This window comes from Paenibacillus sp. FSL K6-2393 (genome assembly GCF_038002545.1).
Classification (GTDB): domain Bacteria; phylum Bacillota; class Bacilli; order Paenibacillales; family Paenibacillaceae; genus Paenibacillus.
On record NZ_JBBOCU010000001.1, the window covers coordinates 1193279 to 1208153 of the forward strand.

Annotated in this window: 13 protein-coding genes; 11 read left to right on the forward strand and 2 right to left on the reverse strand. The window is 48.0% G+C overall.

Annotation, left to right across the window (positions count from 1 at the left end; all coding sequences use genetic code 11):
- Positions 1-109: 109 nt before the first annotated feature.
- From MHI14_RS05180 to MHI14_RS05200, 5 genes are all read left to right on the forward strand, one after another.
- On the forward strand, positions 110-2059 hold the full coding sequence (locus MHI14_RS05180; protein ID WP_341129964.1) for a peptidoglycan D,D-transpeptidase FtsI family protein: 1950 nt from the start codon (positions 110-112) through the stop codon (positions 2057-2059).
- A 237-nt stretch (positions 2060-2296) separates the two neighbouring features.
- Complete coding sequence (locus tag MHI14_RS05185; RefSeq protein ID WP_091037908.1) at positions 2297-3241, forward strand: metal ABC transporter solute-binding protein, Zn/Mn family; 945 nt, start codon at positions 2297-2299, stop codon at positions 3239-3241.
- A 31-nt stretch (positions 3242-3272) separates the two neighbouring features.
- Complete coding sequence (locus tag MHI14_RS05190) at positions 3273-4094, forward strand: metal ABC transporter ATP-binding protein (RefSeq protein WP_244898219.1); 822 nt, start codon at positions 3273-3275, stop codon at positions 4092-4094.
- Between the two features lie 3 nt (positions 4095-4097).
- Complete coding sequence (locus tag MHI14_RS05195) at positions 4098-5057, forward strand: metal ABC transporter permease (RefSeq protein ID WP_091037906.1); 960 nt, start codon at positions 4098-4100, stop codon at positions 5055-5057.
- A complete protein-coding gene (locus MHI14_RS05200; RefSeq protein ID WP_047841304.1) occupies positions 5057-5929 on the forward strand; it encodes a metal ABC transporter permease in 873 nt (290 codons plus the stop codon). Before MHI14_RS05195 ends, MHI14_RS05200 begins: the two co-directional genes overlap by 1 nt.
- A 151-nt stretch (positions 5930-6080) precedes the next feature.
- On the opposite strand, the gene MHI14_RS05205 is transcribed toward MHI14_RS05200, so the two are convergent.
- Entirely contained in the window at positions 6081-7214 is a 1134-nt protein-coding gene (locus MHI14_RS05205; protein ID WP_341129965.1) for an SMP-30/gluconolactonase/LRE family protein, read from the reverse strand.
- A 446-nt stretch (positions 7215-7660) separates the two neighbouring features.
- On the opposite strand from MHI14_RS05205, the gene MHI14_RS05210 reads away from it, so the two are divergent.
- The 4 genes from MHI14_RS05210 to MHI14_RS05225 all read left to right on the forward strand — a co-directional run bounded on the left by MHI14_RS05210 (position 7661) and on the right by MHI14_RS05225 (position 11466).
- Positions 7661-8140 carry a TetR-like C-terminal domain-containing protein gene (locus tag MHI14_RS05210; RefSeq protein WP_341129966.1) on the forward strand — a complete coding sequence of 160 codons (480 nt, stop codon included), beginning with the start codon at positions 7661-7663 and terminating at the stop codon, positions 8138-8140.
- Between the two features lie 391 nt (positions 8141-8531).
- Positions 8532-9281: a Cof-type HAD-IIB family hydrolase gene (locus MHI14_RS05215; protein WP_076253219.1), complete on the forward strand. Its 750-nt coding sequence runs from the start codon at positions 8532-8534 to the stop codon at positions 9279-9281.
- A 54-nt stretch (positions 9282-9335) separates the two neighbouring features.
- On the forward strand, positions 9336-9776 hold the full coding sequence (locus MHI14_RS05220) for a DUF456 domain-containing protein (RefSeq protein WP_047841365.1): 441 nt from the start codon (positions 9336-9338) through the stop codon (positions 9774-9776).
- A 61-nt stretch (positions 9777-9837) separates the two neighbouring features.
- A complete protein-coding gene (locus MHI14_RS05225; RefSeq protein WP_341129967.1) occupies positions 9838-11466 on the forward strand; it encodes a putative polysaccharide biosynthesis protein in 1629 nt (542 codons plus the stop codon).
- Positions 11467-11665: 199 nt separating this feature from the next.
- Here MHI14_RS05225 and MHI14_RS05230 read toward each other — a convergent pair whose 3' ends face one another.
- Complete coding sequence (locus MHI14_RS05230; RefSeq protein ID WP_341129968.1) at positions 11666-12952, reverse strand: DUF2515 family protein; 1287 nt, start codon at positions 12950-12952, stop codon at positions 11666-11668.
- A 142-nt stretch (positions 12953-13094) separates the two neighbouring features.
- Between MHI14_RS05230 and MHI14_RS05235 the strand changes: the two genes are divergently transcribed.
- Together MHI14_RS05235 and MHI14_RS05240 are read left to right on the forward strand one after the other, a co-directional pair.
- Positions 13095-13439: a thioredoxin family protein gene (locus MHI14_RS05235; protein WP_017692403.1), complete on the forward strand. Its 345-nt coding sequence runs from the start codon at positions 13095-13097 to the stop codon at positions 13437-13439.
- A 430-nt stretch (positions 13440-13869) separates the two neighbouring features.
- The gene (locus tag MHI14_RS05240) at positions 13870-14757 is read left to right on the forward strand and encodes a COX15/CtaA family protein (protein WP_433584013.1); all 888 of its coding nucleotides are present in this window, start codon (positions 13870-13872) and stop codon (positions 14755-14757) included.
- The last annotated feature ends 118 nt before the right edge of the window (positions 14758-14875 follow it).

Sequence of the window (14875 nt, forward strand, 5' to 3'; positions counted from 1 at the left end):
AAGGATTAAATATCTGATTGAACACGTTCACAAGACGGATTAAATATTTTATTTTTATAAAGGAACGGGAGAGGCTTAAAACATGTTTAACCGATTGAGGAAGAAACCCATGACTGAGGAAGATACACCCGTCAACAAGCCTTCCACGGCAAGGCTGAATCTGTTTTTTTTCGCGGCATTTGTCATATTCAGTATCCTTATTTTCAGGTTGGCCTTTGTACAATTCGTGGAGGGTCCTGAACTGACGTATATGGAAACGAGTCGTAATACCAAGGATATTCCGCTCGCACCTGTTCGTGGTCCCATCTATGATGCTACGGGAGAAATTGCGCTTGCTTACTCGGAACCTGTGCAGTCCCTCTATGTGTTGTTGTATGAGGATTATCGGAATGATGAACGTAGACAGGAAGCAGAGGAACTGGCTCATGATCTGGCGGCTGTGTTTAAGCAGTTTAATCCCGGGGATAAAGAGCAGCCGGACGCGGAAGAGATCATCAAACGATTGGATCTGGATTACCAGAAAACGTTCGGGTATGTGCCGAGGCTTGTGAAGTCGGATCTATCGACTAAAGAAATTGCTTTTTTCATGGAGAAAAAAGCGGATTATCCAGGCGTTATGGTGCTGGAAGAAAACATAAGAAAATATGACCCGGATGGCGTAGCGGTTCAGATTGTGGGTTACACAAGAGAGTTCAAACGGGCACCAGATTCCATTGCCAAATATAAGGCCATCCGCGAGGGGGCAAGTACCCAGCGTGATCCAGGGCTTGTCTATCATGAGGAAGAGAAGGTTGGCTTCGATGGGTTGGAGCTTCAATACCAGGAAGAACTCCGTGGACGAAGCGGATATCAGTCCATTGATATTGACGCACGTAATCTGCCAGATGGAACGATGTTACAGACGCCACCAGAGAAAGGCTACAGTCTGGTTTCCACCATTAACAAGGAAATTCAGATGGCCGCACAAGAAGCAATAACGGACGAATTGCGAAGACTCCCTAAGGCAATTACCGGATACGCAGTAGCCATGGAAGTGGATACGGGGAATGTGGTGGCTATGGCAAGTATGCCGGATTATGATCCGAACGATTGGGATTATGACAAAATCAAATATGTATTCCGGAACGGAACCACCGAATCGTTCCCACCGAATGATGCCAAGCCTAGTCGGGCGGAATCCGTTATACTTCTTGGATCAGTAATCAAGCCGTTAAGTGTCCTGATTGGATTGAAAGAGGGATTATTTACAGCAGGACAGACCTATCATGATCAGGGATATGCGGTTTTGGGGAAAGATGGCCGACAAGTGAAGAACTCGCATTCTGCTTATAATGGTTCTATTACGGCGAGAAGAGCGATTGAGAAATCCTCCAATGCCTTCATGATTGATATGGTGGGGAAACGTTTGTTAAGTAAATATGGCTCAGAGAAAGGCATCGATGTCTGGCATAAACACATGCAGGAATTTGGCTTGGGTGTGTCCACTGGTGTAGATCTGCCTAATGAATTTCTGGGTAGGCTAGAATATACTAATGAAGACGAATCAGCTCTAACACGTTTGGCATTTGCCTCCTTTGGACAACAAGCCAAGTACACCACGATGCAACTCGCCCAATACACGACCATGCTTGCCAATAAGGGCAAACGGATGGAACCACATCTGGTGAAGGAAATTCGTGACGCGGATGGCAATGTGGTGAAAGAGATCAAACCTAAGGTGCTTAATGAAGTTGATTTTGCCGATGCGCACTGGAATGAAGTGCATAAAGGAATGGTTACCAAAGTAAGCTCATTTGACGGGTTCCCATACGATTATGCACGGAAAACAGGAACATCAGAGCAGGGGACAGGACCGAACAAAAAAGAGAATGGTGTATTTATTGCCTTTGCACCACGAGATAATCCGAAGCTTGCTGTAGCTGTTGTTGTACCGGAAGGTGGGTTCGGGTCAGTCAGTGCCTCGCCGATTGCACGGAAAATCTTCGATGCATACGATGAAGTGTATGGTCTCGATGGAACGCCAAAAGGTAAGAAAGACGAAGGAAAAGACAACGAGTAATGTAAAAGAAATGCGGCAGATGTAGCGCTTTTACATCACATCTAACAGGTTAATGAAGTGAACAATATATGAATTTGGACAGGCAGGGGAAATAATCCCTTGCCTTTTTTTTTGGCTTCGGATAAAATTTGCACAAGGGAAACATTATTAGTCTTGATTAAAACTTAATACCTTGTACAACAAAATTAGATGTAGACAAGTATTTTAGGAGAGGGAAAGGGGTCGGTTGAATTGTTAATGGTGAAAATGAGGAGTATTCAGAGGGGGTTCATTACGCTAGCGGCTCTGGTTCTGGTTGTTGTACTTACGGCATGTTCCAGTGATGCAGAGACGAGCAGTGGTGGCAAGCTTCAAGTAACCGCTACAACGGGAATGATCGCTGACGTAGCACGTGAGGTAGGCGGGGCATATGTTGATGTTACCGGGTTAATGGGCCCGGGAGTTGACCCCCACTTGTACAAGGCATCCCAAGGTGATATTCGCAAGCTGGAACAAGCAAAAGTCATTTTCTATAATGGACTGCATCTTGAAGGCAAAATGACAGATATTTTGGAGAAAATGTCCTCAAGCAAACTGGTTACTGCCGTTACAGAGACTATTCCAGTCGAGGAGTTACACTCAGGCAAAGATACAGGCGGCACCGAATATGACCCACACGTCTGGTTTAACGTCAGCCACTGGATGCATGCGGCAGAAGCCGTACGCGATACGCTCGTGGAGGCGGACCCGGACCATGCGGAAGAATACAAAGCTCAGGCAGAGGCGTATCTGGCGAAGCTCGAAGCACTGGATGCCGAGGTGCGCGAGAAGATTCTGGAGATTCCGGAAGCAAGCCGGGTATTGGTTACGGCGCATGATGCATTTGGATATTTTGGTCAGGCTTATGGCATGAAAGTGATGGGGCTTCAGGGCATCAGTACAGCAGCCGAATATGGGGCAAAAGATGTTAGCGAACTGCGGGATTATCTCGTAGATAACCATATCAAAGCAGTATTTGTTGAATCGAGTGTGCCTGCAAAAGCGATGGAAGCCATCATTGCCGGAGCAGCTCAAAAAGGACATACGGTCAGCATTGGTGGAGAACTGTTCTCGGATGCCATGGGGGCTGAGGGAACGGAAGAAGGCACATACATCGGTATGATTCGCCACAATGTTGAGACGATTGTAGAAGCCCTGAAATAATGAATCACATGAAGAGAGGAGTTACAGGATTATGGAAGATACAACTTTATTGGAACAAACTCCTACGAAACTTAATAATAGTCACTTGCAGGGAACGCAGCCAACATCAGCTCCTCTTAGTGTGAGGGATCTGGCTGTTGCGTATCACAAAAAGCCGGTGCTTAGCAGCGTATCCTTCGATATTCCGGAAGGACAGCTCATCGGTATTCTTGGCCCAAATGGCGCAGGGAAATCAACACTGATCAAAGCCGTTCTGGGACTGGTACCGAAGATGCATGGAGAGGTTCGGATCTTCGGACAATCGTACAGGGAACAACGTCGCCGCATCGGTTATGTGCCCCAACGGGAATCGGTGGACTGGGATTTCCCTACGCATGCGCTTGATGTGGTGATGATGGGACGGTATGGTCATTTGGGCTGGTTCCGTCGTCCGGGGAAAAAGGAGCGGGACCTGGCGGCACACTGCCTGGAGCAAGTCGGCATGGGCGATTACATGTACCGCCAGATCAGTCAGCTGTCCGGTGGACAGCAGCAGCGTGTCTTTCTGGCGCGGGCACTCGTACAAGACGCAGATCTGTATTTCATGGATGAGCCATTTGCAGGTGTCGATGCCACCACAGAGAAAGCGATCATTTCGCTTTTGGAACAGTTGAAGAAACAAGGCAAGACGGTACTGGTTGTTCACCATGATCTGGCGACAGTCGAGGAATATTTCGACCATGTGCTGCTGCTCAATGGACGACTGGTGGCAGGTGGGCCGACAAGTGAAGTATTTGTACCGGATACACTGCAAGAGACGTACGGAGGCCGGATTGCGATGATCGGAAGCCGGACGGAGAAAGGCCAGGTGTAGTGCATGTGGAACTGGATCGTTGCCATCTTATCTGACCCGAATACACGTTGGATATTGCTTGGCTGTCTGTTGTTGGGATTCAGTAGCGGAATTATTGGCTCCTTCACCTTTCTTCGTAAACAGAGCCTGATGGGGGACACCCTTGCTCATGCTGCTCTGCCTGGGATCTGTATTGCATTTATGTTGACGGAAACGAAGTCCGTCGGATTATTCCTGTTCGGTGCTCTGGTGGCTGGCATTGTCGCTACCTTCGGAATCTCGTGGATTACGCGCTACTCCCGAATCAAGCAGGATGCGGCGATGGGAATTGTGCTGACCGTATTTTTCGGGATTGGTGTAGTTATGCTGACGCGCATCCAGCATGGGGCGAGCGGAAGCCAAAGCGGACTCGATAAATATTTGTTTGGGCAGGCGGCATCCATGGTCATGACGGATGTGTATGTCATGGGAGGCGTATGTCTCGTATTACTGATTGCCTGTCTGGCCTGGTTCAAGGAATTTAAACTGGTGAGTTTTGACCCGGGATTTGCACGTGGTATGGGACTGCCAGTTGCGATGTTGGAGCAGCTCATCCTGCTCTTAACGGTAATCGCGGTGGTGGCCGGAATACAAGCCGTTGGTGTCGTGCTTGTTGCGGCCTTGCTGGTAACCCCAGCAGCAGCAGCACGTTGCTGGACCGACTCACTCGCACTGATGGTGGTGTTGGCAGGCATATTTGGAGCATTGAGCGGGGCAACAGGAACCATCTTCAGCACGCTTGTACCTAATCTGCCGACAGGGCCTGTAACCGTTCTTGCGGCTACGGTGTTGTTTGCCGGATCAGCCTTGCTAGCTCCGCGTCGTGGATTATTAGCTCGACGGTTGCGTAGTATTCAGGCAAAATCGGCGTATATGCGTGAAGAGCGGGCTACACTTCAGACTCTCGCCACACAGCGAAATCAGCAGGAACGGGGGGAGATGTAATGGCAACGTTTTGGATTATCTTGACGGCCGTATTGGTTTCTTCCGCTTGCGCCATCCTCGGTTGTTTTCTGATTCTGCGGCGAATGGCTCTGGTCGGTGATGCGATCAGCCATGCGGTTCTCCCCGGTATTGCGATTGCTTTCCTATGGAGCGGTTCCAGAGATTCATTATGGATGCTGCTCGGCGCAACGGTGTTTGGACTACTGACGGTGTTCTTCATACAGAGTTTACAGGCGGGTGGACTCTCGTCGGATGCCTCGATCGGAATTGTGTTTACAGCACTCTTCGCAGTAGGGGTCATTCTGATTAGTCTGAACGCCCAGCATATTGATCTGGATCTGGACTGTGTCTTGTTTGGTGAGATCGCTTATGTACAGTGGGATACACTAACCCTTGGGGGTACGGATGTCGGTCCGAGGGCAGTCTGGATGCTGGGGATCACTTTGCTAGTCATCCTCGTCGTCATTGGGCTGTTCTACAAACAGTTTAAGCTATGTGCCTTCGATCCGGCGCTGGCTGCGGCCTGCGGCATTCCAGTAGTGCTGTTCCACTATCTGCTCATGGGACTTGTTTCGATGACGTCCGTAGCTTCATTTGAAAGTGTTGGTTCAATTCTCGTTGTGGGCATGCTGATTGTACCTGCGGCAACTGCTTATCTGCTCACAGATCGTCTGGGCAAAATGATTCTTTACGCCGTCCTGATCGGAGCAGCTTCCTCGGTTGGAGGTTACATCATGGCATACGCCCTGGATGCTTCCATTGCGGGCTGCATGGTGGCAGTTGCTGGGATTTTGTTTGTTCTTGCACTGCTGCTGTCACCGAAACACGGCATCGTATTCCGTTACGCTCGTCGCAAATTCGCGGCACGTTAATTCATAGAGATTGTCAGCCGCCTGCTTTGCAGGCGGTTTTTTTTGATTGGACTGGTAAAAGAAGAAAATTCAATAGCAGCCCCTCCTGCTGGAGTGAGCTGCTATTGGGATGCCTAAAGGGTGTCTATGAGGTAGATGAATATAACAATCCTTACGGTTTCAAAAGCACCCGATGAACCCCTTGGCTTCCTCCTGGTGCGGTTCCGAGATATAAATATTTCCCTTGGCTTACGGCCGTGGTAATGCCATACAATGTTCCTTCAGGATCATGCCAGCTATTCACAAGTTCTCCTTCTGGTCCATATTCTGCGACAAGTCCGTGTTTCACCGGGGCACTGGCTCCATTTAACAAGGACTGTGGAACTTTGGACATTGTTGCCGCTAACCAAGGATGACTATGCATGTAATCGGCAAAAGGCAGACGGGTTGTGAACACCCCTACCCAGAAGTGTCCCTGAGCGTCACGTGTGATATTGTCCGGAAACCCAGCCAGATTCTCTGCAAAAATATCAGAGGTACCTTGTTTGGGCCCCTTCAGCCAGTACCGGGTCAACTGATAATGATATGATTCGGCTACAAGCACGAAATCTTCTTCGGCAGACAATACGACCCCATTGGCAAAATATAAATCCTCAAGCAGAACGGTCGTCTGCTTGGTCACCGGATCATATTTCAATAATCGTCCATGCGGTTTATTCTCTGCAATTTCTTTGAACATGACTTTGCCATAGTTAGAGGTATCGGAGAAATAAATCGATCCGTCTTGGGCGATGTCCAGCTCATTTGCCAGGTAGATCGGCCCTCCATCTACTTCAGTGGTTAGTACTTCGACATCTCCGTTCGGGTCAATGGACAGCAGCCCTTTCTGAATATCCGCCACAATCAAATTCCCTGTAGCATCAAATTTCAGGCCGTTAGGTGTTCCGTGGGTATCAGCGAATACCTCTGCTGGCTGTGCCTTGTCCTCGGCGTCAAAGGTTACTCTGTAGATTTTGCCGTCGGAGTCACCCGCATACAGCCGCCCTTCTTTATCAAAAGTGATAAATTCCGGGAACTTCGCGCGGTCAGTAACCAATTCAGCGGAGCTAAGTTTGTTGTTCTCTTTCCAGGGACCCTCCTTCTCAAAAGAAGGAGCAGCAGGTGCAGACCAAACAGCGGGTTCTACCGGGGCGGGCATTAGCAGGAATACAACGATTCCCAGCACAATTACCCCTAGCAGGGTCAGGCTCCATCTACGAATTTGTTGGCCAGTGGATCGTTTGCGTTGTTTTTGTTCTGTTGACATATTAATCCTCCTAATATTGTTTCTGTTGTCCTTTGTCATAGCGTGCAGTTAACTGCCACTACATGTTCTGGCGTGTCCTTCGCACCGACAGAGGCGTTCTCCCCCTGTACCACTCACGTTGAGAGAGTTATCTCCGTCGAGCTGGCACAGAAAGAGAAATTGCACGCCACGGTTACGATTCTTCCACCCAAAGAGCATCAATTATAATACGTTGTTTTTTTAAAGAAACAATGTTACCTTAACTCCAAAAAAATAATGAAAATTTAAAAAAATGAGCATGAGACCATTTTCGGTAACACTGTTTCTTATAAGAATCATAGTAACCAAAAGAAAACGATTGTGTCAAATTCTTTTTTTATCATAATGACCTTCATTGACAACTTTTCTGCAAATGGTTAGAATGCCTGTATTTAGAAGTCGGAAAATGCCCGCAGATCATTTATAGTTTGTTTGTCAATAAAGAGGGTCTGGCTCAGCAGTTGTATCTGGAGGGCTGCAAATTGCTCGCCAAGCGTTTGGAAGAAGTGCCGCCGTCCTCTGACTTCTTGCAGCATTTACTGGATTTGGGGGAAGCCTTCTGGCAGTTTGCGCAAGATTATACCAGCTACTATAAGCTGATGTTCGGGGGGGCTTTTGCCGAGTTCAAGCCGGATGCAGAGAGTATGCAGGGAACGAAGACTGCCATACACCGCTTGCTGATTCTAATTAGCACTGCCCAGAAGCAAGGACAGATTTCGGGCCAGAAAGAGACCGAAACTCTTGTCAGTACTATCTGGGCATCGCTGCGCGGTGTAATCCACCTGCATATGGGCGGGTTCCTTGGTGATGTAAAAGCAGCCCATAACGTATATAAACAAACCATGAATTTGATGTCCCAATCCTTGTTTGCGGTATTCAAGCCAGACAGAGGAGCGGACAGGGGATAATGGATTAATTCTTGGCTACGGGTTAGGCTGGGAAAACAGGCAGAGTGAAAAAGGTTAAGCTAAAAGCGATGCATCCTGTAGCAGGTGGATCGTTTTTTTATTTAGGAAACTATACATTACATAAAATGTAATAACTTCGAAGTGTAATCCTGAGCGGGTTATTTTGTTGCATACAGATGATCTGTGGTAAAATGTCGTTAGCTGTGACGTCCGGAGCGTCCGTTTTTACGGGTGCCGGGCGATCTTGTTATGAGAGAATGTTTATAATTAGATAAAGAGAACCTTTAAGTTGAACTGGAGAACCATTGTGGAGCGGAGAGGGCTCGCTTAGTGCCTGAATGGATATCCATGAGTTCAACTTGGAGAGAGACAACCTAGGAGGAACTACTGTATGAGTGAACTGAAATACAAATTGCTTGCATTGGATATGGATGGAACATTACTTAACGATAATCATGAAATTACACAGGAGACCGCCAAGTGGATTCAAATTGCCATTCGTCGGGGTGTGCATGTGTGCCTTTCCACGGGAAGAGCCGTATTCCACGCAATGCCTTATGCGGTCCAGCTTGGACTGGAGACACCAATGGTTACCGTTAACGGTAGTGAGGTCTGGAAAGCCCCGCATGATCTGCATATGCGTCATCTGATGGACCCGGCATTGATTCGCCAAATGCAGGAGATCGGTGAGAAATATAACAGCTGGTACTGGGCATACTCCGTGGAAGAGCTGTTCAACCGTGACCGTTGGACGGACAATATTGAAGGTCTGGAATGGTTGAAATTCGGCTTCAATACCGAAGTGGATGAAGTGCGTCACCAGATCATGATGGAACTGCAACAAATGGGTGGTCTGCAAATGACGAATTCCTCACCGGTTAATATTGAGATCAACCCTGCTGGGGTATCCAAAGCAAGTGGTGTAGCGGAAGTCTGCAAGCTGCTGGGCATAGAGATGTCCGAAGTTGTTGCTGTCGGAGACAGTTTGAATGATCTGGCTGTCATTGAGGCGGTAGGTCTTGGTGTAGCGATGGGTAATGCGCAAGAGCAGGTGAAGGAAGCGGCTGATCTGATCGTAGCGAGTAACAATGAAGACGGCATCGTCGAAGTGATCCGTGAACATATTTTGAAGGGGGAGTAACCTTTGCTCGCAACCATTGCCTGGATTTTAATTGTGCTGCTGTTTGCAGTGGGGATGGCTGGAACGGTATATCCCATACTGCCTGGTGCTGTAGCGATTTTCTTCGCGTTTCTGGTCTACGGCTGGTTCTTCAGTTTTGATCCGTTTGGTGTGTGGTTCTGGATCATTCAGATTCTGATTGTTGTTGTGTTGTTTGTGGCTGATTATGTCGTCAGTGCATGGGGCGTGAAGAAGTTCGGTGGCTCCAAGTTATCAACAACGCTGAGTACCATTGGTGTTATCATTGGGCCATTTGTCATTCCGGCATTTGGACTGGTACTGGGACCATTTATCGGTGCTTTTATCGGGGAACTGATCGGAGGGTCTTCACCTTCCAAAGCGTCGAAAGTTGGATTTGGGTCCGTTGTGGGGTTATTTACGAGTACTGTGATGAAAATTATTTTGCAAATCGTCATGATTGTTCTCTTTATTATCTGGGTGGTAAGATTCGCCTAAACGTTCAGGATTAGCTTCAACGGGATGCACGTCCGGTGTGGAGGAAAGAAGGGGAATTCGTTTGTCTAAGAAAGAAACATTCATTAGGGGTACGCTCATACTGGCGGCCGCTGCGCTGATCGCGAGAGTACTGGGATTGGTTCAACGGGTGCCGCTGGAGCATATCCTCGGAGATGTCGGTAACGCATCGTTTACGATCTCCAATACGGTATATTTAATGCTGTTAACTGTAGCAACGGCGGGCATACCGAGTACTCTGAGTAAAATGGTATCGGAACGTTATGCGCTCGGACGCGCGGGTGAAGCTCAACAGATCTACCGTGCAGCCCTGATCTTTGCGGCTGTTGCCGGGGTAGTCATGTCTGCTTTATTGTGGTTCGCGGCACCTTATTATGCTACGTATGTCTCCAAAGTACCGGAGTCGGTCAGCGCCATTCGTGCCTTGGCTCCAGCCTTGCTGCTGTTCCCGGCCATTGCGATGATGCGTGGATATTTCCAGGGACGCGGCAACATGACAGCGGGTGGTATTTCACAGATTGTTGAACAGTTTGCCCGTGTAGGTACAGCCATTATCGTGGCTTATGTCATGCTGCAATGGAATTATGATGACCAGACAATTGCTGCGGGTGCCTCATTTGGTGGAGTATTAGGAAGTGTGGGTGCCTTCGGTGTCATGCTGTACTTCACCTTGAAGCTGCGTCGTAGCGACCGTGCGGCCCAATTGAATTACGAACGTGCAGAACAGTTGCCGATGCGAGGCATCTACAGTGATATCTTCAAGTTGTCTATTCCTATTGTGCTGTCTTCACTTGCGGTTCCAGCCATTAACTTCATCGATTCATCCCTTGTGGTACCACTGCTTAGTGGCCAGATCGGACTCGAAGAAGCGACTGGGGTACTTGCGATCCTTGGTGCAAAGGCCCAAAGTATTGCGGGTATTCCTCCGATTCTGGCTATCGCTTTGAGTCAATCGTTGGTGCCTGTCATATCGGCAGCATTTGCCCGCAAGGATGAAGCGCATCTGAAGAGTCAGGTTACACTTGCGTTGCGCATATCGATTCTGACAGGTATGCCAATTGTCATTGCACTTTGTGCGGCAGCGTATTCGGTCAACGGATTGCTGTTTACCAATCTGGATGGAACGCCGATCATTGCCTTGCTGACATTCGGTACCATTTTCCAGATTACGATGATGACCACCAACTCCATTTTGCTTGGGGTAGGTAAACCGCGGATTACGATGGTCAGTGTGGCAGCGGGTGTTGTAGTCAAGCTGATTGCAGGTCTGATCCTCGCGCCGATGTTTGGCATATACGGCATCATTATTGCAACGGCCCTTTGTTTCCTGGTTATCACATACCTGAATCTGCGGGTCCTTCGCAAAATCGTTGATTTCTCCATCATGGGAGATCGTTGGAAAGGGTTTATCGTTACGGTGTTGCTTGCAGCAGGTGTAGGATTTGCAACGAACTGGATTGGGAATACGATCTTTGGACTGTTCCTGCCAGCACGTGTATCCTTCCTGTTTACCTGCCTTGTGGTTGGTGTGCTTGTTGTGGTGGTGTATCTGGTTCTCATGGTTGTGCTGCGTGTACTGCGCAAGGACGAGCTGGGCAGTTACCCCCGTATTCTGCAAAAAATTCTTCGTCCACTTATGCGTCTTCAACGTGGAGCTGGGCAAAGAGGTTAAAAATGCAAAAAGCATCATCCATGCTCCAATATTTTGTGAAAATAGGATACAAGCTCTGTCTGCTGTTAAGCGGACAGGGCTTTTTGTATAGTTAAGGAGAGCTGAGCGACTGAACTCGACATTACCCCAGCAAGCGAGGATTAGCGGTACATCGGGTATCACATCATCCGTCTTTGCCTGCTCTATATGATCTTCAGCATTAGTGTGTGATGGCTTTAGCATCATGAGCCAGTGCTGTTTTCAGCATGCCATACCGGTGTTCGTGACTCATCTCAAACAGCCATGGCCGCCGCGGTGCCGTCAGATAACCGAGACAATCCCGAGTCTGAAGCCAGTCATGTCTGGTGATCGGTTCATACGGCGTGTCTCCCCATACGGCGAGCAGTTCCGGACTATATAATCGTTGCCCTTCTGGAAGCCATTCCTCATCCAGTAACGCCTGAGCGTATAATGTATGATCGTCCGCCTCGTCTTCACGATCGGTAAACAGCCCAGGCCAATATTCGGCACGCGAGCCACGATGGGGAACCGAACGTGCAAACTCCAACACTTGTGTGTGTACTTGCTCCACGCCAAACAACAGGGCATATAGCCCTTTGCCAAACATGATTCGCTCATCCAGCTTGCCAAAATGTTCAATGACGCGTCCTGCGAGTCCTGCTCCCCGTCCAAGAGGGAAGACGATATGATTCAGACCCGCCAAATTATGCAGATGGAATGCGGGTTTTGAGAGTATTTCTTTTTGAAAATAAGGATGCTGCACCACCCGGCTCTCGATATAGTTCTGCTCATTAATAATTAATGCCACACTAAGCAGTGAACTGCAACGTTCCAGCCAAAAGCGTTCCCAAAACGGTGTCATAAACGCCGATACGTGAAAGTGCGACAAGAGATGGAAACAGCTTCGTCCGATCCGGCGACTGTTCATATACAGCAGAAGCTGGGGATAGGCATCCTGGAAAATGAGTGCATTACACCGCTCCAGCAGCCGGTACATATGCTCGCGATCGCTCTGATTCTGTAGATTATGCATCAAGTCACTCTGAAGATCTGTCATGTGATATCCACCGTTGCGAGAGACCATATGGGCCAGCAGTGCCCAATGCAGTTCGGGATATTGCTCATAACATTCCAGATAGGCTGCCGTGCGGGTGATATTACTCCGATTGTGCTCCTGGGTCAGTGTCTTAATCTCTTCCAGAATGATGCAATCTTCTTCGCAGACGAGTGCACTTTGAACCTGGTCCGTGCGTGCAAAAGACTTGCCGCTGGCAGGTAACAAACGCTCCACCTCAGACTGTAAGGCAGCTGCCGTATCTGTATCCCACTCGATGTCACGTAATGGGTGACGAAGCTGTGCTGAAGCTTGCCATGCAGCCTGTTTGCCACGCCAGATTTCCCGGGCAGCACCCGGAATGGAACGGACAATCTGCAGGAGGGACCCGTGATGCTGTTCGCTGGAAGAATCGGTTCTGGTGGAAGTCATGATGTGACATCCTTTCATGATGTTCTGGGTTTAATTTCACAGACCATGTGGTTTATTCTAAGTATGCGCTGATTATTTGACTTCCACTCGCCAATTTGCTTCACTTAGGGTAAGACAAGGTACAGAAAGGGAGATGAACCGAATGGAACAGATTACTTCCAAACCGGCTTTTGATGTAGCCATCCAATCCCCACGTTTGACGATTGCCGTATTCAAGGCAGACTGGTGTGGTGACTGCAAATACATCGATCCGTTTATGCCTGAGGTTGAAGAGAAATATGCACGTGAACTGACTTTGATTGAGGTCGACGTGGATCAGGTTGGAACGGTTAGTGAAGAGCAGAATATTCTTGGCATTCCGAGCTTTGTGGCGTATACAGATGGCCGCGAACTCGTACGGTATGTGAACAAGCTGCGCAAGTCGAGAGAAGAGATTGAGCAGTTCCTGGATCGCGCAGTCGAAGTGTACAACACGATCCATAAATAATGTTATATAAGTTCAACTAATGAATATTTACACAGACACACAGACACTGTCTCCGTTATTGTGTAATGTTTCATTGAACTTATATAAAAGTATGACAGGTTCATGTTGTAAAAGGGTATACTAAAAGAACGCCATTTCTCTTGAAATAGGGAAATGGCGTTTGTATGTTCGGCATGTTCTATGCAAGAGACGTTTCTGTACATAACTCCAATGACCTGTGGGTCATTATTTCACCAGACGTTAACATTTTGTCACAAAGCGCGACGTCAATGAACATTTTATCCGGTATAATGAATTTAGTTGTGAAATAAGTGTCAAAGTACCGAAACAAGCGGAGAATATTCTTCGCCATCTTAAACCAACAGCGGGTGAGAAAAAATTGAAACACTTAACTTTGTTTAAATGGTTAACCGTATTAACCTGTCTTGTCATGTTTCTGGCCACTTTTGGTGGAGGCATCGTAACCAAAACGGAATCTGGCCTTGGCTGCGGAACGGAATGGCCTTTATGTAACGGAAAACTCGTTCCGGCGCATACTGTGGCTTCACTTATTGAATATTCCCATCGCGCTGTAAGTGCACTGGCTGGACTGTTGTCCATTGCCTCGTTTGTTGCTTTTCTGCGGTTTGGCAAGTCACGCCGTGACCTGCAATTGTTTTCTTTCTTAACTCTGGTATTTGTTATCGTCCAGGGAATCATGGGGGCTTTTGCCGTTGTCTTCTCCCAATCTTCAGCAGTCATGGCACTGCATTTTGGCTTTGCACTGATTGCTTTTGCCAGTTCTCTAATGATGGCGCTGGGCATCAGGCAAGAGGCAAAAGATGGCGGATTGGAGCGACTGAATAAATACCCTCGGGTTAGTAAAAAATTCAGGAATCTGGTCTGGTTCTCCACCATTTACACATATCTCGTGGTATACACGGGTGCATTTGTGAGTCACACGGATTCTGCCGGCGGATGTTCCGGATTTCCGCTCTGTAACGGGCAGATTATTCCTGAGCTTTCGGGTGGGGTAGCGGTTGCTTTTGCTCACCGTGCAGCAGCTGCGTCGCTCGTGATTGTTATTGCAATCCTGGGTCACTTCGCTTACCGTAATCATCCGGACAATAAGGAAATGCGTACTCTGGGTGTGGTATCCGTTGTTCTTATTCTGATGCAAGTAGTCATTGGTATTTTCATGATGGTGACAATGAACCGTCCGGAAGTATACATGTTCGTAGCTCTTGCTCATATGCTGGATATCGCCATATTGTTCGGAGTCTTAACGTATATGAGTTTCCTGGTGTACAAGCTGTATCGCCCGGTTAATCGTTTCTAAGATATAGATTCACTTTTTCAAAGGTACTTGGGCTAAATATGAAAGTCCACCATCCAGTGATGTACATCATTGGACAGGTGGACTTTGTTTGATGTCAGGGGGATCAGGGCAACCTATG